This is a genomic window from Pseudomonas sp. B21-047 (assembly GCF_024748775.1).
GTDB lineage: Bacteria > Pseudomonadota > Gammaproteobacteria > Pseudomonadales > Pseudomonadaceae > Aquipseudomonas > Aquipseudomonas capeferrum.
This window is the reverse complement of sequence record NZ_CP087169.1, coordinates 2,383,350-2,404,380: the sequence shown is the minus strand read 5'-3', so window position 1 is coordinate 2,404,380 and position 21,031 is coordinate 2,383,350. Positions and strand designations below refer to the sequence as shown.

22 protein-coding genes are annotated in these 21,031 nt (G+C 65.2%); 11 read left to right on the top strand and 11 right to left on the bottom strand.

The window, feature by feature from the left end; genetic code table 11:
• The first annotated feature begins 124 nt into the window (after positions 1-124).
• Genes LOY26_RS11045 through LOY26_RS11025 form a run of 5 tightly spaced genes read left to right on the top strand, consistent with a single transcriptional unit; the run spans position 125 to position 5,831 of the window.
• Entirely contained in the window at positions 125-583 is a 459-nt protein-coding gene (locus LOY26_RS11045; RefSeq protein ID WP_258714745.1) for a (2Fe-2S)-binding protein, read from the top strand.
• On the top strand, positions 583-2,829 hold the full coding sequence (locus LOY26_RS11040) for a xanthine dehydrogenase family protein molybdopterin-binding subunit (RefSeq protein WP_186663554.1): 2,247 nt from the start codon (positions 583-585) through the stop codon (positions 2,827-2,829). The genes LOY26_RS11045 and LOY26_RS11040 overlap by 1 nt, the downstream gene beginning before the upstream one ends.
• 17 nt (positions 2,830-2,846) lie before the next feature.
• On the top strand, positions 2,847-4,193 hold the full coding sequence (locus tag LOY26_RS11035) for a cytochrome c (RefSeq protein ID WP_186663553.1): 1,347 nt from the start codon (positions 2,847-2,849) through the stop codon (positions 4,191-4,193).
• Positions 4,194-4,227: 34 nt separating this feature from the next.
• Positions 4,228-5,256 carry an XdhC family protein gene (locus LOY26_RS11030; protein WP_186663552.1) on the top strand — a complete coding sequence of 343 codons (1,029 nt, stop codon included), beginning with the start codon at positions 4,228-4,230 and terminating at the stop codon, positions 5,254-5,256.
• On the top strand, positions 5,238-5,831 hold the full coding sequence (locus LOY26_RS11025; RefSeq protein ID WP_258714744.1) for an NTP transferase domain-containing protein: 594 nt from the start codon (positions 5,238-5,240) through the stop codon (positions 5,829-5,831). The genes LOY26_RS11030 and LOY26_RS11025 overlap by 19 nt, the downstream gene beginning before the upstream one ends.
• Here LOY26_RS11025 and LOY26_RS11020 read toward each other — a convergent pair.
• From LOY26_RS11020 to LOY26_RS11005, 4 genes are all read right to left on the bottom strand, one after another.
• Positions 5,825-6,640: an ABC transporter substrate-binding protein gene (locus LOY26_RS11020; RefSeq protein ID WP_258714743.1), complete on the bottom strand. Its 816-nt coding sequence runs from the start codon at positions 6,638-6,640 to the stop codon at positions 5,825-5,827. The two genes, LOY26_RS11025 and LOY26_RS11020, sit on opposite strands and share 7 nt — an antisense overlap.
• A 134-nt stretch (positions 6,641-6,774) precedes the next feature.
• On the bottom strand, positions 6,775-7,416 hold the full coding sequence (locus LOY26_RS11015; protein ID WP_033697360.1) for a LysE family translocator: 642 nt from the start codon (positions 7,414-7,416) through the stop codon (positions 6,775-6,777).
• A gap of 52 nt (positions 7,417-7,468) precedes the next feature.
• A complete protein-coding gene (locus LOY26_RS11010) occupies positions 7,469-7,669 on the bottom strand; it encodes a DUF1289 domain-containing protein (protein ID WP_186659508.1) in 201 nt (66 codons plus the stop codon).
• A gap of 8 nt (positions 7,670-7,677) precedes the next feature.
• Positions 7,678-7,995, bottom strand: a complete 318-nt coding sequence (locus LOY26_RS11005; protein WP_033697356.1) for a hypothetical protein — start codon at positions 7,993-7,995, stop codon at positions 7,678-7,680.
• Positions 7,996-8,307: 312 nt separating this feature from the next.
• Here LOY26_RS11005 and LOY26_RS11000 point away from each other — a divergent pair, with 312 nt between their 5' ends.
• Positions 8,308-10,059: a BCCT family transporter gene (locus LOY26_RS11000; RefSeq protein ID WP_095065095.1), complete on the top strand. Its 1,752-nt coding sequence runs from the start codon at positions 8,308-8,310 to the stop codon at positions 10,057-10,059.
• A 44-nt stretch (positions 10,060-10,103) separates the two neighbouring features.
• On the opposite strand, the gene LOY26_RS10995 is transcribed toward LOY26_RS11000, so the two are convergent.
• Entirely contained in the window at positions 10,104-10,583 is a 480-nt protein-coding gene (locus LOY26_RS10995) for a VOC family protein (protein WP_156311067.1), read from the bottom strand.
• 140 nt (positions 10,584-10,723) lie between these two features.
• On the opposite strand from LOY26_RS10995, the gene LOY26_RS10990 reads away from it, so the two are divergent.
• Together LOY26_RS10990 and LOY26_RS10985 are read left to right on the top strand one after the other, a co-directional pair.
• Positions 10,724-11,773 (top strand): cytochrome D1 domain-containing protein, encoded by a 1,050-nt coding sequence (locus LOY26_RS10990; RefSeq protein ID WP_258714742.1) that lies wholly within the window; start codon positions 10,724-10,726, stop codon positions 11,771-11,773.
• Positions 11,774-11,976: 203 nt separating this feature from the next.
• Positions 11,977-12,627 carry a TIGR04211 family SH3 domain-containing protein gene (locus tag LOY26_RS10985; RefSeq protein WP_186659498.1) on the top strand — a complete coding sequence of 217 codons (651 nt, stop codon included), beginning with the start codon at positions 11,977-11,979 and terminating at the stop codon, positions 12,625-12,627.
• Positions 12,628-12,809: 182 nt separating this feature from the next.
• Here LOY26_RS10985 and LOY26_RS10980 read toward each other — a convergent pair whose 3' ends face one another.
• The gene (locus tag LOY26_RS10980) at positions 12,810-13,688 is read right to left on the bottom strand and encodes a LysR family transcriptional regulator (protein WP_186659495.1); all 879 of its coding nucleotides are present in this window, start codon (positions 13,686-13,688) and stop codon (positions 12,810-12,812) included.
• Between the two features lie 104 nt (positions 13,689-13,792).
• Between LOY26_RS10980 and argC the strand changes: the two genes are divergently transcribed.
• Positions 13,793-14,734: an N-acetyl-gamma-glutamyl-phosphate reductase gene (gene argC, locus LOY26_RS10975; RefSeq protein WP_258714741.1), complete on the top strand. Its 942-nt coding sequence runs from the start codon at positions 13,793-13,795 to the stop codon at positions 14,732-14,734.
• An 80-nt stretch (positions 14,735-14,814) separates the two neighbouring features.
• On the top strand, positions 14,815-15,501 hold the full coding sequence (locus LOY26_RS10970) for a GNAT family N-acetyltransferase (protein WP_186663548.1): 687 nt from the start codon (positions 14,815-14,817) through the stop codon (positions 15,499-15,501).
• Positions 15,502-15,533: 32 nt separating this feature from the next.
• Here the strand turns inward: LOY26_RS10970 and LOY26_RS10965 are convergent, their stop codons facing one another.
• Genes LOY26_RS10965 through LOY26_RS10945 form a run of 5 tightly spaced genes read right to left on the bottom strand, consistent with a single transcriptional unit; the run spans position 15,534 to position 19,971 of the window.
• Positions 15,534-16,289, bottom strand: coding sequence for an ABC transporter permease (locus LOY26_RS10965; protein ID WP_186663547.1), 756 nt, complete (start codon positions 16,287-16,289; stop codon positions 15,534-15,536).
• Positions 16,289-17,494 carry an ABC transporter substrate-binding protein gene (locus LOY26_RS10960; RefSeq protein ID WP_258714740.1) on the bottom strand — a complete coding sequence of 402 codons (1,206 nt, stop codon included), beginning with the start codon at positions 17,492-17,494 and terminating at the stop codon, positions 16,289-16,291. Before LOY26_RS10960 ends, LOY26_RS10965 begins: the two co-directional genes overlap by 1 nt.
• Positions 17,481-18,302: an ABC transporter ATP-binding protein gene (locus LOY26_RS10955; RefSeq protein ID WP_186663546.1), complete on the bottom strand. Its 822-nt coding sequence runs from the start codon at positions 18,300-18,302 to the stop codon at positions 17,481-17,483. The genes LOY26_RS10960 and LOY26_RS10955 overlap by 14 nt, the downstream gene beginning before the upstream one ends.
• The gene (locus tag LOY26_RS10950; protein WP_258714739.1) at positions 18,299-19,363 is read right to left on the bottom strand and encodes an acyl-CoA dehydrogenase family protein; all 1,065 of its coding nucleotides are present in this window, start codon (positions 19,361-19,363) and stop codon (positions 18,299-18,301) included. Before LOY26_RS10950 ends, LOY26_RS10955 begins: the two co-directional genes overlap by 4 nt.
• Before the next feature lie 47 nt (positions 19,364-19,410).
• Positions 19,411-19,971, bottom strand: coding sequence for a carboxymuconolactone decarboxylase family protein (locus tag LOY26_RS10945; RefSeq protein ID WP_258714738.1), 561 nt, complete (start codon positions 19,969-19,971; stop codon positions 19,411-19,413).
• Positions 19,972-20,073: 102 nt separating this feature from the next.
• Here LOY26_RS10945 and LOY26_RS10940 point away from each other — a divergent pair, with 102 nt between their 5' ends.
• The gene (locus LOY26_RS10940; RefSeq protein WP_258714737.1) at positions 20,074-20,994 is read left to right on the top strand and encodes an AraC family transcriptional regulator; all 921 of its coding nucleotides are present in this window, start codon (positions 20,074-20,076) and stop codon (positions 20,992-20,994) included.
• The last annotated feature ends 37 nt before the right edge of the window (positions 20,995-21,031 follow it).

Sequence of the window (21,031 nt, the reverse complement as noted above, 5' to 3'; positions counted from 1 at the left end):
TCCTGACCTCCCGGCAGCGCCGGCTCACCGGCCGCCGCGCTGTGCTAGCGTTTCTGCACTGGGGGCAACGTACCCCCGCTCAAGACAACGACGCGACAGCAAACCGATGACGGGCAGGTGAACCATGGAACTACGCATCAACCAGAAGACCTATGAGGTCGAAGCCGACGCTGACACGCCGCTGCTGTGGGTGATCCGTGACGACCTCGGGCTGACCGGCACCAAGTATGGCTGCGGCCTGGCCCAGTGCGGCGCCTGTTCGGTGCTGGTGGACGGCAGCGTGGTGCGCGCCTGCGTGACCCCGGTGGCAGGCGTGGTCGGGCGTGAGGTGACCACCATCGAGGCGATCGAGGCCGACAGCGTCGGCAAGCGCGTGGTCGCAGCCTGGGTCGAACACCAGGTGGCGCAGTGCGGCTACTGCCAGTCGGGCCAGGTGATGGCGGCCACCGCGCTGCTCAAGCACACGCCCAACCCCAGCGACGCGCAGATCGATGCGGCCATGGTCAACCTGTGCCGCTGTGGCACCTACAACGCCATCCATGCGGCCGTGCACGACATTGCCGCGCAGCAGGAGGGTGCCTGATGAACACGCCTGTCGATAGCCCGCTTGGGCCCTTGGGCGCGCCGGTCAACCTGTCGCGCCGCCGCTTCCTGCTGGCTTCGGCCGGTGCCGCCGCCGGTGCCCTGGTGCTCGGCTTTGGCCTGCCGCTGGGTTCGGCCAGGGCCCAGGCCGCCACCGCTGCTGCCCAGGAGCGCGGCACCCAGGTCCCGGCTTTCCTCGAAATCCGCCCGGACAGCACCGTTCGCCTGCTCTGCCCGTTCATGGAGGGCGGCCAGGGCACCTACACCGCCATGGCGCAGATCGTTGGCGAAGAGCTGGATGCCGACCCTGCCACGTTCCTGGTCGACAGCGCGCCGCCCGGCGAGGCCTATGTGGTGATGGAAAACGGCATGCGCATCACCGGCGGCAGCATGTCGGTGCGCATGAGCTACCCGACCATGCGCCGCCTCGGCGCGCTGGCCCGGGCCATGTTGCTGCAGGCCGCTGCCGAACAACTGGGGGTGCCGCTCGGCGAACTGTCCACCGAGCCTGGCAAGGTGGTGCACGCCGCATCTGGCCGTTCACTGCCCTACGGTGAACTGGCCGAACGCGCCCTTGATCTGCCCGTGCCAGATCCGGCCAGCGTACAGCTGCGCGACCCCGGCCAGTTTCGCTGGATCGGCAAGCCGGTACGCCGGGTCGACGCCTATGACAAATCCACCGGCAAAGCCTTGTACACCATCGACATCAAGCTCGACGGCATGCTGCACGCCGCCGTGCAGCATGCCCCCCGCCTGGGCATGACGGTGGGCAGCCTGCGCAACGAAGCGCAGGTAAAGGCCATGAAAGGCGTGCACTCGGTGCATCAATTGCCGGGCGCGGTGGCGGTGGTCGCCGAGCGCTGGTGGCATGCCAAGCGCGCGGTCGAGGCCATCCAGGTGGACTGGCAAGAACCCGGCAGTGATTCCCCGCTACGGCCGATGCCGGCGGATTTTTCCAGCGACGCCTACCGGGAGCGCTTGGCCAGCGAGCAAGGCCCGGCCCGCGACGAAGAGAACGAAGGCGATGTGGCTGGGGTGCTGGCCAACGCCAAAACAAAGGTCGAGGCCACCTACCACAACCAGTACCTCAACCACGCCCAGCTTGAACCACCTTCGGCCCTGGCCCGCTTCAACCCCGACGGCTCGCTGGAGGTCTGGCTACCCAACCAGGCTCCGGACATGTTCCGCGACGACATCGCCAAGCGCACCGGCCTGGACGCTGCGCGCATCACCCTGCACTCGCCCTTGCTCGGCGGCTTTTTTGGCCGGCACTTTCTCTACGACTCGGCAAACCCTTACCCTCAGGCCATCGCCCTGGCCAAAGCGGTCGGCCGCCCGGTCAAGCTGATCTGGAGCCGTGAGGAAGAGTTTCTGCGCGACGTGTTGCGCCCACTGGCGGTGGTCAAGTTCCGCGCCGCGCTGAACGCCGATGGGCTGCCCGTGGCCATAGAAGCGGTGAGCGCCACCGAAGGCCCGACCGAGGCACTGGCCGGCAAGCAAGGGGACAAGATAGACCCCACCGCCCTCGAAGGGCTGTCGGGTAAAGCGTACGCCATCGCCAACAAACGCATCGCCCAGATCTACGTCAAAGGCCCGGTCATGCTCGGCTACTGGCGCTCGGTGGGCAATTCGCTGAACGACTTCTTCTACGAAGCGTTCCTCGACGAGCTGGCCGACAAGGGTGGCAAGGACCCCTATGAGCTGCGCCTGCACCTGCTGCGTGACAATCAGCGCCTGACCAACCTGCTGCACGCGGTAGGTGAACTGTCTGGCGGCTGGAAGCGCGGGCCGTTCACTGCCGAGGACGGCAGCAAGCGGGCGCGCGGCGTGGCGATGGCCTCGCCGTTCGGCTCGGAAGCGGCGGTGATCGCCGAAGTCTCGATCGAAAATGGCCAGGTCAAGGTGCACGACATCTGGCAGGCGATCGACCCGGGCAGCATCGTCAACCCGGCGATCATCGAGGCCCAGGTCAACGGCGCCGTGGCCTTGGGCCTGTCGCAGACGCTGCTGGAAGAGGCGGTGTACATCGACGGCCAGCCCCGCGGGCGCAACTACGACCTGTACCCCATCCTGCCGCCTTCGCGCATGGCACGGGTGCATGTGCGCATCGTCGAAAGCGGCGCGAAGATGGGCGGCATCGGCGAACCGCCGCTACCTGCCGTTGCGCCAGCGGTGGCCAACGCGGTGGCGCGGCTTACCGGCCAGCGCATCCGCAGCATTCCGCTAAGCCGCTACACCTTCACCTGACAGCACAAGGAACGCCCATGACCCACAGCCGATTCGCAAGAACCGCCGGCTGGCTGGCGCTGCCGTGCCTGGTCGCGGCAGGCCTGCTGGCCTGGTACGTCACCCGTGACCCCGCGTCACCTTTCGAGGCCGAGCAGGCTGCCCGTTTCGACCCTGCACTGGTCAGCCGCGGCGAGTATGTGGCCCGGCTGAGTGACTGCGTGGCCTGCCACAGCCTGCCCGGCAGCAAACCGTTCGCCGGCGGGTTGGAGATGGCCACGCCACTGGGGGCGATACACGCCACCAACGTCACCCCCGACCGCGACACCGGCATCGGTCACTACAGCCTTGCCGACTTCGACCGCGCCGTACGCCACGGCGTGGCCCCCGGTGGCCGGCGGCTGTACCCGGCGATGCCGTACCCTTCCTACGCCAAGCTCAGCGATGACGATGTGCGGGCCCTGTACGCGTTCTTCATGAAGGGCGTGCAACCTGCCCAGCAGGCGAACCTCGCCAGTGACATTCCCTGGCCGCTGAACATGCGCTGGCCCATCGCCCTGTGGAATGGGCTGTTCGCCGCCAACACACCGTATGCCGCCAAGCCTGATCAGGACGCCCTGTGGAACCGCGGCGCCTACATCGTTCAAGGCCCAGGGCACTGTGGCAGCTGCCATACCCCACGTGGCCTGGCCTTCAACGAGAAAGCCCTGGATGAAAGTGGCAAACCCTTCCTGGCCGGTGCGCTGCTCGATGGCTGGTACGCACCAAGCCTGCGCGCCGACCACAACACCGGCCTTGGCCGCTGGAGCGAAGCGGAAATCGTGCAGTTCCTCAAGACCGGGCGCAACCAGCATGCCGTGGTCTATGGCTCGATGACCGAGGCGTTCAACAACTCAACGCAATTCATGAGTGACGATGACCTGGCGGCGATCGGCCGCTATCTGAAATCGCTGCCCGGCGATCCACAGCGTGACGGCACGCCGTGGCAGTACCAGGCTGAATCGGTAGCCGCGAAGCTCGATAACCCTGGGGCGCATACTTACGTGACCCGTTGCGCGTCATGCCACGGCCTGGACGGCAAGGGCCAGGCCGAGTGGATGCCGCCGTTGGCCGGGGCCACGTCGGCCTTGGCCAAGGAAAGCGCGTCGGCGATCAACATCACCCTCAATGGCTCGCAGCGCATCGTCGCTGCCGGGCTGCCCGATGCCTACCGCATGCCGGCCTTCCGTGAACAGCTGAGCGACCGGGAAATTGCCGAAGTATTGAGCTTCGTGCGCGGCGCCTGGGGTAACCACGGTGGTGCAGTGGGTGTGCAGGCCGTGGGCACGTTGCGCGGGCACACAGACCCGGCCAGCAGCAGCCCGATTGTGTTGCACATGCGATGAAACCGGCACAAGCATTACGCTTTGGAGAAAGATGATGGAAAGCATCGACCTGCTGGTCCTGCGCACCGCCCGCGACTGGCTTGCCAGCGGCGAGCGCGTCTTGCTGGCCACTGTGGCCCGCACCTGGGGCTCGTCCCCTCGCCCGGTCGGTTCGATGATGGCGCTGCGCAGCGACGGTCGCGTGGTCGGTAGCGTGTCCGGTGGCTGCATCGAGGATGACCTCATCCACCGCTACACCACTGCCTACGGTGGCCCAGGTATGCAGACCGGGCTGCCCGAGGTGGTGCGCTACGGTGTCAGCGCCGAGGACGCTCACCGGTTCGGCTTGCCCTGTGGCGGCACCCTGCAACTGGTCCTCGAGTTCGAACCTTCGGCAGAACACCTCGAACAACTGCTGGCCTGCCTCGACAGCGGCAGCCTGGTGCGCCGTGAACTGGACTTGCACAGCGGCGAAGCCGCGCTCATGGCCAGCAACACGCCCGAGCAGTTCAGCTTCGATGGCCAGCGCATGCTCAGCACCCTCGGCCCTGGCTACCGCGTGCTGCTGATCGGCGCCGGCGCGCTGGCCGAGTACCTGGCGACCATGGCGCTGTTCAATGGCTTCAACGTTTCGGTGTGCGACCCCCGGCCTGAATACATGGCCGGCTGGGGCGTCGCGGGCGTCTCGAAACTGGCCGGCATGCCGGACGATGTGGTGCGTGCCTTCGCCCCCGACCTGCGTAGCGCCATCGTTGCCGTCAGCCACGACCCCAAACTTGACGACCTGGCCTTGCTCGAGGCGCTGCACAGCCCGGCGTTCTACATCGGCGCGATCGGGTCCAGGCGCAACAGCCAGTTGCGACGCGAGCGCCTGATCGAACACTTTGGCGAAACCGAAGCCACCCTCAAGCGCCTGCACGGCCCTATCGGCATCTACATCGGCAGCAAGACCCCGGCCGAAATCGCCGTCAGCGTCATGGCCGAGATGCTCGCGGCCAAGAATGACGTGAGCCTGCCTGGGGCAGTCAACGTGACCAAGGCCAAGCTTGCCCGGGAGGCCGAGGCGTGCCAGCACAACCTGTGATCTGCACCGCGCTGGTGCTGGCGGCCGGGCGTGCGCAGCGCTTTGGCAGCGACAAACGCCTGGCACGCCTGCCCTCCGGGCACACCCTGCTGGCGACGGCATTGGCGCGCGCATTCGATCATTTCGCAGAAGTGCACGTCGTGCTACGGCCGGGTGACGATGCGCAGCACCTGGGTATCGACCCGCGGGCCCATATCGTGCGGGCCGAGCAGGCAGCGCTTGGCATGGGCGCCAGCCTCGCGGCCGGGGTGACGGCGCTGCTGCAGACACAGGCCCAGGCGGTGGCGGTGCTGTTGGCGGATATGCCATGGATCGCACCTGGCAGCTTGCAAACACTTTGCCGGCAAGCAAGCGCAGCACACATCGTGTTGCCGCAGTACCAGGGTCAGCGCGGGCATCCGGTGATTTTCGGCCGTGCGTTCTGGCCGGCGCTGGCGCACCTGCAAGGTGATCAGGGCGGCCGGCAGGTCATTCTGGACAACCCGCACGCTTGTATCACGGTTGCCGTTGACGATGCCGGGGTGGTGCTGGACGTGGATGTCCCTCAGGCCCTCGGTTTACCGATGGGTCATTGAACAATGGCTGCTGTGTGCTGTTGATGCCAGCGCTCCAGGTTCTGGCGCAACAACTGTTCTGGCAAGGCGCCGGAAACGATCGCTTTCATCTCCCGTGCCAGGTCTTCGCGCAACTGCGGCTGGTTGCACGGTGATTGATGCGACAGCGCCAGGTACAAGCCTTCGCTGGACACCGGCGGGTCCAGCACCTGCAGGCTGTCTTGCATGCCCAGCGTCTGCGCTAACGCCATGCCTGGATAGTGCTCGAACACCACGTAGTCGCTGCGCTTGAGCAGCAGCTTCTCGAAAGCCTGCTTGGCACTGGGCACCGCTTCGAGCGTGAGGTTGGCCTTGGCATAGTCATCGAACTGCTGGCCGTGGCTGTTATTGACCAGGGTCCCGCCTTTGCGGCCTTGCAGGTCAGCCCATTGATGGTAGGCAAAGGCCCCTTGCTGGCGTACCCAGACCACGCTGGGCGTGTGCAGGAAGGCCGGGCTTATGAAGTCCATCAGCTGCTGCCGTGCCTGGGTCAGAAAATACCCGGCAAGCAGGTCGATACGGCCGGTGCGCACTTGCTCCTGGGCACGAGACCACGGCCCCCCGTAAACCACTTCGATCTCCAGCCCAAGTTGCTTGCCCAAGTATTTGAGCAGGTCGGCATTGGCACCGATCAACTGGTGAGGGTCATGGGGGTCGCGCCACAAATAAGGGGGGTATTCGGGGTTACCGGTGGCCGTCAGGCGCTGGCAGGCCTCCTGCGCGCCTGCAACCGCGGGCAGCAGCGCGCACAGCAACGACAGCAAGGCGTGGCGGAAGCAACGCTCGATCATCTACAACCCTCGGCACATGGGGCATCTGGCTTCGCGTGGTGTAGACAGTCTGGCCCATCGGTAGCCAGCCGCCAGGGTTTTCATCGACCGGGGAGTTGCCAGGGCCGCTGCGCGTCGTCAGGCGGCCCGAAGACCTACGCCGACTGTCGACGGATTGTGAGAATCGCCGCACCAAAGCCGATGAAGGTCGTGCCCACGACCCGGCTCACCCAGCGCGAAAGCGCCGGCCGGGTCAACACGCCCTTGGCTCGCGAGGCCAGCGCGGCGTACAGGGTCAGTGAAATGAGCGACAAGGCGACGAAGATCCCGGTAAGGATCAGGAACTGCGGCAGCAACGCGGCGCCCTGGTCGATGAACTGCGGGAACAACGCGGTGAAGAACATGGTCGCCTTGGGGTTGGTCACCGCCGTCAGGAATGCTGACTTGTACAGCTTGAGCGGTGTCGGCCGCTCCTTGGCCACCCCGGCGGTGGCGCCCTCCTCCAGCATCGGGCTCTTCTTCAACAACTGCCGTGCGCCGAGGTAGAACAGGTAACCCGCGCCGATGATCTTGACGGCGTTGAACAGCACTTCGGAGCTTGCCAGCAACGCCCCCAACCCGAGCATGGCCGCTGCCGACAGGCAGAACAGGCCCGAGCCATTGCCCAGTGAAGACCAGACCGCGCTGCGTTGCCCATGGGCCAGGCTGTTGTTGATCGCCATCAAGGTCGCAGGGCCAGGGCTGGCGATGGCGATCGCGGCAACCAGGGTAAAGGCAAGAAGCGAGTGAGAATCCATTTTCCAGGCTCGATAAAGGTTCAGGGGACGCGGTTATAACAGCATGCGAAGGTCAGTCGGCATTCTGCCGCTTCGCGCTCTTCTTGACGATGGCTTTCATCCGCGTGGCCGCCCGCTGCACGGTGGCCATCTTCTCCGGGCGCTTCATGCCACGCCACTTGCGGATTTCTTCACGGCTGCGGCCACAGCTGACGCACAGCTCGCTGTTGAGCTGGCATAGCGAAACGCAGGGGTTGTCTATGTCCTTAGCCATTGCACCCTTCAGGCCGGCATTTCAGCGCGCACACGCTCGGCGGCATTTTCAAACACGTTGCACAGCTCTTCGGACTTCACCTTGGTGATCGACTTGGCGGCCAACAGGTCATGCACGACGCGGATGCCCTGCTCCATGGCCGTGGCCAGCTGCTCACGGTCGGAGGCGTCGGCGATATCACCCAGATAAGGAGCAACGAGGTACACGTAACGGTCCTGCAGCTTGAGCGCTTCCAGCGCGTCGAGGGCTGTCTGGAACCGATCGGCAGCAGCCGGGCTCATGCTCAATTTATCGAAATGAATCAGGCTCACACGGTCAGTGGCCATTGACGAATCTCCGTTTCCTGGTAAGGCCAGGCCCGCAGGCAACGCCGCTTCTACGGTGCTCGGGAATGCAGGCCAGGTTAATGCCCATCAGGGTACCAGAACGCGGCGCAGAAAGGGCCATCGCCCCCGGAACTAAAAGTATTAAACAGGTCGTTCAGTGGACGCCCCAGGGCGTTATCGGGACAGGAGCTGCTGTTTGCCAAGCAGGATAATTCGGCCAGCTGCACTTCCCGCCGAGACCGTCACCGACCCCGGCAGCCCACAACAACAAGCCTGCATACGCAGGTAAGCCACAAAGGGGCATCACTATTCATGGCAAAGGAACACATCACCGAAACGCTCGACCTTGGCGTTACGGACCCCTCGAAAACCGCCGAGGCACGCCAGGACAGGCACTTGGAGGGCAAGATCGACTGGATCGTCTTCGGCATCACCAGCATTCTGGCCATTGCCTTCGTCATCTGGGGCTTCGTCAGCCAGGCCAGCCTTGCCGCCAGCGCGTCGTCGGCACAGTCCTGGGTCATTCTCAACTTTGGCTGGTTCTTCGTACTCACCTCGACCGTGTTCGTCATCTTCGTGCTGTGGCTAGCCGCCAGCCGCTATGGCAGGATCCCGCTGGGGCGTGATGGCGAAGCGCCAGAATTCCGTACCGTCTCCTGGGTGGCCATGATGTTCAGCGCCGGCATGGGCATCGGCCTGATGTTCTTCGGCGTTGCCGAGCCCTTGTCGCACTATGTGACGCCACCTCCCGGGACGACGACCGGGCAATCGAGCGAGGCGATGCAGGTGGCCATGGCCACCACGCTGTTCCACTGGACCCTGCACCCCTGGGCCATGTACGCCATCGTCGGCCTGGTGATTGCTTACGGCACGTTCCGCCGCGGGCGTTCGCAATTGATTTCCACGGCCTTTCGGCCGCTGATCGGCAAGCACGCCAACGGCCCCGTCGGCCGCGTGATCGACATGATGGCGATTTTCGCCACGCTGTTCGGCTCTGCCGCCTCGCTCGGCCTGGGCGCCCTGCAAATCGCCGGCGGCCTGGAATACAACGGCTGGATCGAGAGCCCCGGCAAGCTGTTCTACATCTCGATCATCACCTTGCTGACCATTGCCTTCGTCACCTCCGCAGTGTCCGGCATCGGCAAGGGTATCCAGTGGTTGTCCAACACCAACATGGTGCTGGCACTGGTGCTGGCGGCCTTCGTCTTCCTGGTCGGCCCGACGCTGTTGATGCTCAACCTGCTGCCCACCTCGATCGGCATCTACATCAAGCTGCTGCCAGAAATGATGGCACGCACCAACGCCAGCGGCGGTGAGCAGATGGACAGCTGGCTGGCCGGCTGGACCGTGTTCTATTGGGCCTGGTGGATTTCCTGGACGCCTTTCGTCGGCATGTTCATTGCCCGCATCAGCCGCGGCCGCACCATTCGCCAGTTCGTCACCGGGGTGCTGCTGGTACCGAGCCTGGTCAGCCTGGTGTGGTTCACCATTTTCGGCGGTGCGGCGATCGATGCCCTGCGCGAGGGCAGCTTCGCGCTGGTCAATGGCGCCGTCAACAGCAACCACGCGCTCTATCAGTTGCTGGACAGCTACCCGCTGGCCTCGTTGACCTCGGTGCTGGTGATGATCCTGGTGGGCATCTTCTTCGTCTCCGGCGCCGATGCCGCCTCACTGGTCATGGGCACCCTGTCGGAACACGGCACCACCGCGCCGTCGCGGCGCACCGTGATCTTCTGGGGGGCGCTGACCGGCACGGTGGCGGCGGTCATGTTGGCGATCGGCGACCCCAGCAACCCCGGCGAGGCACTGACGGGGTTGCAGAACCTGACGATCGTGGTGGCGCTGCCGTTTGTCGTAGTGATGGTGCTGTTGTGCCTGGCGCTGTACCGCGACCTGCGCAAGGACCCGATGATGCTGCGGCATCTGCGGGGTACCGAGCTGATCGAAAAGGCCGTGCTGTATGGCGCGGTGAAACATGGCGAGGAGTTCTACATCGTGGTGCAGGAGAAGAAGTCTGCGACCAAGCAGACACAACCCCAGGCCGACGTGGAGTTGAACGACTAAGCAGCAACCCAGGGGCCGCCTGTCGGCCCCTGGGTTGCTCGCCGTCAGCCCTTCAAGGCCGCCTCGATCCCGGCGACATCGATCTTGCCCATTTCCATCATGGCCTCGAAGGCCCGCTTGGCCGCCGCCCGGTCAGGGTTGCCGAGGGCCTCGATCAGGATGCGCGGGCAGATCTGCCACGATACCCCCCATCGGTCCTTGCACCAGCCGCAGACGCTCTCTTCGCCGCCATTGCTGACGATGGCGTTCCACAGGCGGTCAGTCTCGGCCTGGTCTTCGGTGCTGACCTGGAACGAGAACGCTTCGCTGTGCTTGAACGCCGTGCCGCCGTTAAGCCCTACGCAGGGCACGCCCATCACGGTGAAGTCGACGGTGATCACATCACCCGCCTTGCCCGACGGGTAATCACTGGGGGCCTGGTGAACCGCCACCACGCGGCTGTCGGGGAAGGTCGCGGCGTAGAAGTTCGCCGCCTCCTCGGCATCATTGTTGTACCAGAGGCAAACCGTATTCTTGGCAGTCATGGTGTAGCTCCATGAACAGGTGTGAACCCTTCAGTCTAGATCGTGAGCGTGGCGCGGCAAAAAAACGAAACCCTTGCCACCCTGCCCCGGTCACACCCTATGAGCATGCAACATGGACTGTAATCCAAAGGAGACTGGACATGCCCTACCCTTACAACCCGATCGCCCTCCGCATCCGTAACCTGGCCTTGGCTGGCGCACTACTGGCCTGCGCGTCGCTGGTTCAGGCGCAGGATGTGCTGCTGGTGGGCAACAAGGCCGATGCCAGTGTCTCGGCACTGGACATCAGCAACGGCAAGGAACTGGTCCGCCTGCCCGTGGGCACCGGCCCGCACGAGGTGGTAGTTGCCAGCAATGGCCGCCTGGCCGTGGTGGGCAACTATGGCGCCCACGGCACCGCCAACAACAGCCTGAGCGTGATCGACTGGCCGTCACGCAGCGTGGTGCGCACTATCGACCTGGGCAAGGACTCGCGCCCCCACGGCATCCGCTTCCTGCCAGACAGCCAGCGGGTGGTGGTTACCACCGAGGACAGCGAGCACTTGCTGATTGTCGACCTGGCCCAGGGCCAGGTCCTCGACCGCATCGACGTCGGCGGCGGCAAGCCGCACATGGTCGCCCTGTCGCCCGGTGCGGACCGCGCCTACGTGACCCATGTAGACTCCGGCACGTTGTCGGTCATCGACTTGCTGCACAAGAAGAAGATCGCCGACATCCCCACCGGCAACGGCAGCGAGGGCGTTGCGGTGACCCAGACGGGCGCACAGGTGTGGGTCAGCAATCGCGAAGGCAATGAAGTGGTGATCGTCGATGCCGAACGCCTGGAGGTCACCGACCGCCTCCGTACCGGCCTGTTTCCGATACGCGTCGTCATGACCCCGGACGGCAAGCATGCTCTGGTCACCTGCGCCAAGTCGGCGGAGCTGGCCGTGTTCGACGTCGCGGCCAAGCGCGAGATCAAGCGCATCAGCCTGGCTCAGGAAGGCGCCGAGTACCGCAAGACACTGTTGGGTGCCGAAGCCCTGCCCATCGGCGCGGTGGTCTCGCCGGATGGCAAACGGGTCTACGTGGCCATCAGCGGCGGTGACCAGGTAGCCGTCATCGATACCGTTGACTGGCGCGAGAAGGCACGCTGGCAAACCGGGCCGGAGCCTGATGCCCTGGCCATCGTGCCGCAGCCAGAGAGCTGATCGCCACGCGCCTGTCGCGGTGTTTCAACCACCATCGCGACAGGCCGTGCACCTCGGCTTTTGCAACATTCTGCAGACATTTCCGATGTCAGGTAGTGAACCTGCTTACATAAAAACGGTCTTTCGCTGACGGTCAACTCACCGACCGGTTCATCGGCCCAGTCATCGGGCCTACTTTTGTCCTGTTTCAGCGAAGACTCAACATGCCCGACTCCCGTCCAACATTTTCCGCCCTCCCAGCCCTGCGCGGCGGCTTGATCGCAGCCCTGGTGGCTCTAGCCGCCCCGGTGCATGCCGAAACGCCTGCCAGTGATGCGCGCTGGGTCAGTGACAGCCTGAGTACCTATGTGCGCAGCGGGCCGACCGATGGCCACCGCATAGTCGGCACGCTCAAGTCTGGGCAAAAGCTGACTCTGGTCGGCAGCCAAGGCAGCTACAGCCAGGTACGCGGGCAGAATGGTGACCTGGTGTGGATCCTCAGCAGCGACCTGCAGGACGTGCCGGGCCAGGGCGAGCGGCTGCCGCAGCTCGATGCCCAAGTGGCGGACCTGTCCGGGCAGCTCAAGAGCATCGATGACAGTTGGAAGAACCGCGTGCAGGGCATGCAGGAAACGCTGGATTCGCGCAAGCAATTGATCGATGAGCTGGAGGCGCGCAACCAGGCGCTGAATGAGCAGCTGGACCAGAGCCAGTCGACCCTGCGCGACACCCAGGCGCGCCTGGGGGACGAGAACAAGCAGGTGATGATGCGCTATATGGTGTATGGCGGCAGCATTGCGGGCGCGGGTTTGTTGGTGGGGTTGATCATGCCGGCGCTGACCCGCGGGCGGAAGAAGAACGACCGCTGGTTCTGAGGTTGGTTAGGCGTTAGGGGTGGAAGGTGCATGCCTTGGGAGTTTTAGCGCCTGTGAGATCGAGCGCCGCCCGCGCGGCGCTCGATCTCACAGGCGCTGAAAGCATCAAGGCATGCACCCGCCAGCCCTAATGCTTTCCCAAGACCTACGGGACTGCCAGGGCCCTTGTTACAGCAGGTGCCCTACAACAACCGCTCCAGCGCCTCCAGCACATACCCCGTGGCCCGCTCGACCTGCCCCTCTCGGCAGGCAATCCCCAACTGCCGCCACAACCCCGGGCGCAGCGGCCGGCGGGCAATACGCCGGTCCAGCTCCGCCGCGTCGCCCTCCTGCGGCAGCAACGTCGCACCGTATCCCGCCCCCACCAGGCTCTTGATCGCATCGTTGTAGTTCAGCTCGATGCGCGGTGCGGGGAACAACCCCGCCGCCGCGAACCACTCCCCTGTCACCCGCGACAACTGCGTGCTGCTGTCATTCAGAATCAACGCCCGCCGCGCCAACCATGCCGGCGTTACCTTGGCCGGTGGCTGCCAGTCGGCCGGCACGTAGGCCAGGATCGGGTCGCGCCGCCAAGGGGTGACCTTCAGCCCTTTGCCCGCAACTTGCGGCAAGGCCACCAGGCCAATGTCCAGAGCCCCCTCGCGCAGTCGCGCCAGTGACGCCTGGGAGGTCAGCACCTGGACCTGCACGTCGATCCCCGGGTGAGCCACACGCAAGTGTTCCAGCGCCTTGGGCAACAGGTGGGCGATGGCGCCGGTCGAGGCGCCCAGGCGTACCCGGCCGGTCAGGCCCTCGACCTGACGGCGAACCTCTTCCAGGGCCAGGTCGGCGTCGGCCAGCAGGCGTCGGGCGCGGGCCAGTAACGTCTCACCAATGGCCGTAGGGCGCACCTGGCCACGGTTACGGGTGAGCAAGGGGGCACCCACCCGCGCCTCCAGCTCGGCCACGTGCAGGCTGATGGTGGGCGGGGCCAGGTTGAGCCGGCGTGCGGCCTCGGCAAAAGAACCCAGGTCGGAGATTTCGACCAGGGTGCGGAGGCGGTCAAGGCTGATTTCGCGCATGGCATGCTTCAGTAAAAATGAACATCAGCATCATGATATTCAAATTTCCTTTAGTCCAGCCGCAGGCGAGCATAGGCCATCTCTCCCCCGACCGGACCCCGACCATGCACACCCCTGTTGTCTTCATCGACGGTGACCAAGGCACCACTGGCCTGCAGATTCACGCCCGCCTGCACGGGCGTAGCGACTTGCGCCTGCTGACCCTGCCCGAAGCCGAGCGCAAGCACCCACAACGCCGCGCCGAAGCGATCAATAGCGCCGACATTGCCGTGCTCTGCCTGCCCGATGACGCAGCGCGCGATGCCGTGGCGGCGATCCATAACCCGCAGGTACGGGTTATCGACGCCAGTTCCGCCCACCGCACCAGCCCAGGTTGGGTCTATGGCCTGCCAGAACTGGATGAACAGCAAGCCGAACGTATCGCCCACAGCAAACGTGTCAGCAACCCTGGCTGCTACCCCACCGGTGCAATCGCCTTGCTGCGCCCGTTGGTCAGCGCCGGGCTGCTGCCAACCGATTACCCACTGAGCATTCATGCCATCTCGGGTTACTCCGGCGGCGGCCGCGCGGCGGTCGAGCGCCATGAGCAGCCAGGTACCGAGAAAACCCCGACCTTGCAACTGTATGGCCTGGAGCTGGCGCACAAGCATGTGCCGGAGATCCAGCAGCACGCCGGGCTGTCGGCGCGGCCGGTGTTCATGCCCGGCTACGGCGCCTATCGCCAGGGCATCGTCCTCAGCATCCCGCTGCAACTGCGCTTGCTGCCCGGCCAGGCCAGCGCCGAACAGCTGCATGCCTGCCTGCAACAGCACTATGAAGGGGCTCGCCACGTGCAACTGATGCCCCTGCATCAGCAAGGCCCGGCGGCGGCGCTCGACCCCGAAGCACTGAACGACAGCAATGACCTGCGCCTGGCGCTGTACGCCAACCCGGAGCATGGCCAGGTACTGCTGACTGCGGTGTTCGACAACCTTGGCAAGGGCGCCTCTGGTGCGGCGGTACAAAACCTCGAGCTGATGCTCGCGGCGCTACACGCGCAAGGCTGATTCGGCAAAACCGGTTAGACTGTAGTACCCGCGTCAGCCAGGCGCGGGTTGTATTCCTACCCGCCGGAGCCTGCCCCCCGATGTTCATCCTGAGCCGCCTCGACAGCGTGCCGCCCGAGTCTTTCCAGAACCAGATCCGTGAGCTGGTGATCAACCACGTCGGCGAATTGAGCAGCGTTGCCATTCTTGCCGACAACCCGCTGTATCCGCTGTACCAGTACGGTGTCGGGATGGAGGTGCACCAGTACCTGCAGGCCATGGACGGTACCGGTGGCCTGTCGGTGACGCTGACCTTGGCGCTGGATGCCGAGGCCCCTGACCAATTGCTCGGCTTTGCCCTGGCGTTGCCGGCCGATGACGACCCGGACACCTGCGCGCTGGCATTTCTCGCCGTGCGCGCCAGCCATCGCCGCCAAGGTATCGCCCGCGCCCTGCTGGGTGATTTGCAGGCCCGCCATGCCTGCGTCGAATTGAACACCTTTGCCGGCCAGGTACCGTGGTTCGAAGCGATGGGCATGCAGGTGGTGGAGGCCAACGGGCCGCAGGTGCTGATGAGCAGCACCGGGCAAGCCAGCGGGGCGTTGATTGGCCGGCTGGATATCGGGCCGATCTACCAGACCACCGAGGTACATCAGATCCATACCTACCTGCTCAACCAGCAGGGCGAGGATGCGATGATCGAGGCCGAGCAGATGCGCGACGAGCGGCTGGACGAGCTGGCTGTTCAGGCGCAGGCCTGTGTAAGGCAGCGCAAGACCGTGCATTGATACGGGGGGCCGCACAGCGGCCCCTCCTGTTTTCAGCCATGCACCCAGCGCCGATGCACGCCACGCGCCAGGGCATCGAGCATGAAGCCCAGCACGCCGATCAGCAGCACCATCGCCATCAGCTCCGAATACGCCAGCCGGTCGCGGGTGTCGAGAATGAAATACCCCAACCCCGCACTGACCCCCAGCATCTCGCACGGCACTAGCACGATCCACAGGATGCCGATGGCCAGGCGCACACCGGTCAGCACATGGCCGATCACCCCCGGCACGATCACCTTGCACAACGTCTCCCAGCGCGTGGCACTCAAGCTGCGGCTCAGTTGCAACCAGCGCGGGTCGAGTTGGCGCACGCCCGCAGCGGTGTTGAGCAGAATCGGCCACAGCGCGGCGAAGGCCAGCAGGAAATAGATCGGCTGGTCGCCCACCCCCATCAGCATCACCACCACCGGCATCCACGACAGCGGCGAAATCATCCGCAAAAACTGGAAGGCCGGCGTGGTCGCCGCCTCCAGGTGCCGGTAGCTGCCTACCAGCAAACCGAGGGGTACGCCGATCAACAGCGCCAGCAGCAGCCCGATCAAAATACGTTTGAGGCTGACCCACACGTGGCCGTAGACCTCGCCCTGCCCCAACAGCTCGACCAGGCTGGCCAGGGTGGCCTCGGGCGAGAAGCGCGCCGACAGGCCGTCGGCCTCGCCAAACAGCGCCACACCCGCCCACCACGCCAGCAGCAACAGCAACAGCCCGGCCAAGCCCAGGCCGGTATGAACCACATGCTTGCCCATCAGACCGCGAACTCCTCGCTACGCTCGAAACTGTCGGCAATACCGAACACCGATGGCCCGCCAGCGGCCGCGATGGCGTTGCGCACGAAGCGGTCGTCGACCAGGTCGCGGGCGGTTTGCGCCGGGTCCAGGCCTGCGAGAAAACCACTGTCGCCTTCGATCAACGTGCGCTGCAGGCGCTTGACCAGCTCCTCGGTGTAGCTGGGGAACGGGTAAGGCTGGAAGTCGATACGCCGCTCGTCCCATTGCTGGTGCTGGATCGCACCACTGGCGATATAGGCTGCGCGGTCCTCGGCGGCTGGGGCCAGGACTTTGCTCAGCACCGCAGGCTCGTGCGGGGTGTACTTGTTGGGGCCGGCCTTGGACAACAACGCGGCGGCTTCGGCGCGGTGCTCGCGGGTCCATTGCTGGGCCTTGACGATGGCGTTGACCACCTTCTGCGACCACTCCGGGCGGTTGTTGAGGTCGTGCTCGTGCATGAACACCACGCAGCAGGCGTGGTTGCGCCAGACATCGCCGGTAAACCGCTGCACACGGCCAACCTTGAGGTTTTCGGCCAGGGCGTTGAACGGTTCGGCGACGATATAACCAGCGATACGCTTGCTGGCCAGTGCCGGTGGCATGTCGGACGGCGGCAGCACCAGCAGGTTGACTTCGTTGGCCGCAAGCTGCGTATTGACCGGTTTGGACACCGGGGTCAGGCCGTTGTCGTTGAGCATCTGCTGCAGCACGACGTTGTGGATCGAGTACCAGAACGGGATGGCGACGGTCTTGCCGCCCAGTTGCTTCATGTCGGTGATGTCGGGCGCCACGGTCAGGCCCGAACCGCCGACATGGTTCCAGGCCACGACCTTGGCCGGCACCTTGCTGGCGTAGCGCGCCCACACGGTCATTGGCGACAACAGGTGGATCACGTTGACCTGGCCGGAGATGAACGCCTCGATCACCTGCGCCCAACTGCGCAGCAGCACCGGGCGCTCGGCGTTGATGCCTTCGGCCTCGAACAGGCCATTGTTGTGCGCCACCAGCAACGGCGTGGCGTCGGTGATCGGCAAGTAGCCGATGCGCACCGGCGCGTCCGGTTCGGCGGCGGCGCGGGCTTGCAAGCTCGACAGCAACGGCAAGGCACCGGCGGCAGTGAGCATGGCGCCAAGCTTGAGAAAGTCGCGACGCGACGAAGTAGAACAGCAGTCATCCATGCACATGGACAGCCTCCGAGGGCAAGGGGGTGGGGGAAGGTTCGACTGTGCGGCTTGCCCGCCGAAGGGTTTTGACGATCTCGATGCGCAGGGCGCCCAGTTCCTCGACCCGGTGCGTGCGCGGCTGCGGCAGGTCGATACACCACTGGCCGAGGATATGCGCTGGGTGGTTGCCCAGTAGCAGGACCCGGTCGGACAGCAGCAGGGCTTCGTCGATATCGTGGGTGATCAGCACCGCCGCAGTATTGTGGGTGGCGATCAGTTGCAGCAACAGTTGCTGCATGTCGGCCCGGGTCACCTCGTCGAGGGCGCCAAACGGCTCGTCAAGCAACAGCACTTCAGGTTGGCGTGCCAGGCAGCGGGCCAGCGCGGTGCGTTGGGCCATGCCACCGGACAACTGCGCCGGGTACTGGTTGCGCGCATGGGCCAGGCCCACGGCGGCAATCGCATGGTCGATACGCGCACGCCGCTCGCTGGCCGCCAATTTGGGCTGGCGGGCGAAGTCCAGGCCGAAGGCGACGTTCTTCTCAAGGCTCAACCAGGGCAGCAGGCTGGGGTCCTGGAAGGCCACCGCCAGGCGCGGATGCGGCCCTTGCAGCGGCTCGCCGCGCAGCGTCACGCTACCGCCACGCGGCGCCTGCAAGCCCGCCAGCACCCGCAACAGGCTGGACTTGCCGACACCACTGGGGCCCAGGATGGTCACCACCTCGCCCGGCGCCAGCTGCAGGTCGAACTGTGCCAGCACCTCTTGCCAGCCCCCTTCGCGGGGGTAGCCCAGGCTGATGGCGCGGGCGTCGAGCAGTACCTCGCTCATGCGGCGCCCGCCTGGCGTTGCAGTTCGGCGCGCAGTTGCACCAGGCTCGGCGTCACGATCGGCACGAACGCCGACTCGCGCCAACGGCGGGCGAAGCCTTCGCCATACTCGCTCAGGTAGGCCTTGCCACCACTGGCCTGCAACTCCAGCTGCACCGCGTCGGCAGCGCATTCGGCGAGGGTGATGCGCAGTTTGAACAGCGCCCCCGGCTGCTGCAGGAAGCGCTCGTCGAGCAGGCCCTGCTTGAGTTCGCTCACGGTGTTTTCCAGGCGCGCCTTCAGCACCTGGCCGGCCTCGTCGAGGAACGAGCCACGGCCTTGCAGGTGTTCCGCCACCTCATCCAGTGCCCGCCGGGCCAAGCCGATGGCCATGCCGCATTGCAGTGCCAGGAAGGCCGGGCGCACCTTGGGCAGGAACGCGCGGGCATTCTCGTGCAGCAGCCACTCGCGGCCCAGCTCAACCTGGTGGAACGCCAGCGCGGCAGTATTGCTCGATTGCAGCCCCATCAGTTGCAGGTCGTCCGAGCGCTCCAACCCTTGCGCCTCGGACGGAATGGCCACCACGAACGGTGCCCCTTCGGCCTCACCTTCGATGGCTGCCGCCACCACAAAACCACTCTTGCGCAGGTTGGTCACCCAATGCAGCCGGCCTTCAAGCTGCCACCCGTCGCGGCTCTGGCGGCCTCGCACCTGCAGGCTCTCGATGCCGGAGAGAAACTTCATGGCATTGGACAGCCCGGTTGCACCGGCCAGCTCACCCGTCAACAGGCGTGGCAACAGGCGCTCGCGCAGCGGCTGGTTGGGGCTTTGCAGCAGGTATTCGATGAAGGCGCGCTGGCCCCAGCAGACGAACGCCGCCGCCAATGAACGGCTGGCAATGGCCGCGATCGCTTCGACCGCGTCGGTCACCTGCCCGCCCGTGCCACCCAGCGCCGCATCGACGCCGATGCGCAGCACTTGCGCTTCGGCGATGTGCGCCAGGACCAGGTGCGGGTCGCACACGCCCTGGTCGATTGCCTCGGCGTTGGCATCCAGCCATTGCCGAAATGCGGGATCAAGCATGTCTCTACTCCTTTGAAAACGCCGGCGTGGCCGGCACCACACTTGGCTTACGCAGACGGCTGCCAGCGGTACTTGCTGAGTTCGTCGTTGAGCGGTGTCTGGGCGAAGACATTAGCAAAGTTGCACAAGGTTGCGAGGCTCACGCCAAGAATCACCTCCAGGGCGTTGCCTTCGCTGAAGCCGGCATCGCGAAATGCCTGGTAGGTGGGCTCGCTGACGTTGCCACGGGTGGCGATCACTTCACGGGCAAACGCGGCCAGGGTTTCGTAGCGGGCATCGGGCAGTTCGCCACGGGCGCGCAGCGCGTCGACCACGTCCTGGGGCAGCTTGGCCTTGTTCAGGGCCACCGCAGTGTGGCCGGCGACGCAGAAATCACAGCCATGCTGGGTAGCGGCAATCAGCTGCACCACCTCTCGCTCGGCCAGGGTCAGCTCGGACTTGCCATTGAGCGCCGACACGGTCACGTACGTTTCCAGGGCGGCCGGGGCGTTGGCCAGCATGCCCAGCAGGTTGGGGATGAAGCCGGAATTCTTCTGGGCGTTTTCGAGGAATGGACGGGCCGCTTCCGGGGCGCTCTGCAGAGTGTGTAAAGTAATGCGCGAGGACATGGAGTGGTCTCCTGTGGTGGGTGTCCTTACAGTCTGTTGGTTATAAGAATTCGCCTCCATATTCATCAGTCGCCTTTCCTTGCTCCTGAGTCTTTGCATTAGATGATTTCGTCCAGCCCCCTTGTCGATTGGTTATTAGAAGGCCTGGAGCTCGATGCCAGCCTGTTTCATGTCGGCCGCTATTGCGGTGGCTGGCACGCCAGCACCCAGGGCATGGGGCGGGCCAGCTTCCACCTGGTGGTGCAGGGCCATTGCTGGCTGCACATTGATGGCGAGGCCGAGGTGCTGCGGCTGGAGGCCGGCGATGCGGTGTTTTTGCTGCGCGACCTGGCTTATCGGTTGTCCAGCGACCACGACCCGGCAAGCGCCTGCAACCAGCCGCGCCAGGCCATGCAGGCCCTGGATGCCCATGCCGGCGATGGCGTGGGCTTGGTGTGCGGGTTCTTTCACTTCCGCCCGGGGCTGTCGTCACTGATCGTCGAGGGTTTGGCCGACTGGATTCTGTTGCGCGCCGACGAGCCTGCCGGGCATGCGGCGCGAGCGCTGTTCGGGCTGATCCTGGAAGAATGCGAGCGCCCGCCAGCCCCATCGCAGACCTTGCTGGAGCGGCTGACGCACTTGTTGTTCCTGTACGTTTTGCGCCAGCAAGTGCATGCCGGACAGCCCCTTGGCGGGCTTGTGGCCCTGGCCCGGCAGCCCGCGTTTGCCGCGTTGCTGGCGCAACTGATCGAACAGCCTGGGCAGGCGTGGACGCTGGAGAGCATGGCGGCTTGCACGGGGTTGTCGCGCTCGGCGTTTTTCAAGCGTTTCAACGAACTGGCCGGGCAGTCACCGGGGCAGGTGCTGCTGGCCTTGCGCATGCGCCATGCGTGCCAGCTGCTGCAGGCAGGGAACACCGTTGAGCAGGTAGGTGCGCAGGTGGGGTATCAGTCTGTGGCGGCGTTTACCCGGGCGTTTGCCAAGGCGGTGGGGGTGCAGCCGGGGGCTTATCGGCGGCAACATGAAGCACGCGCAGGGTTGTAGTGTCCCCCATGGGCCTCGAGATTACTCCCGTGCGTGG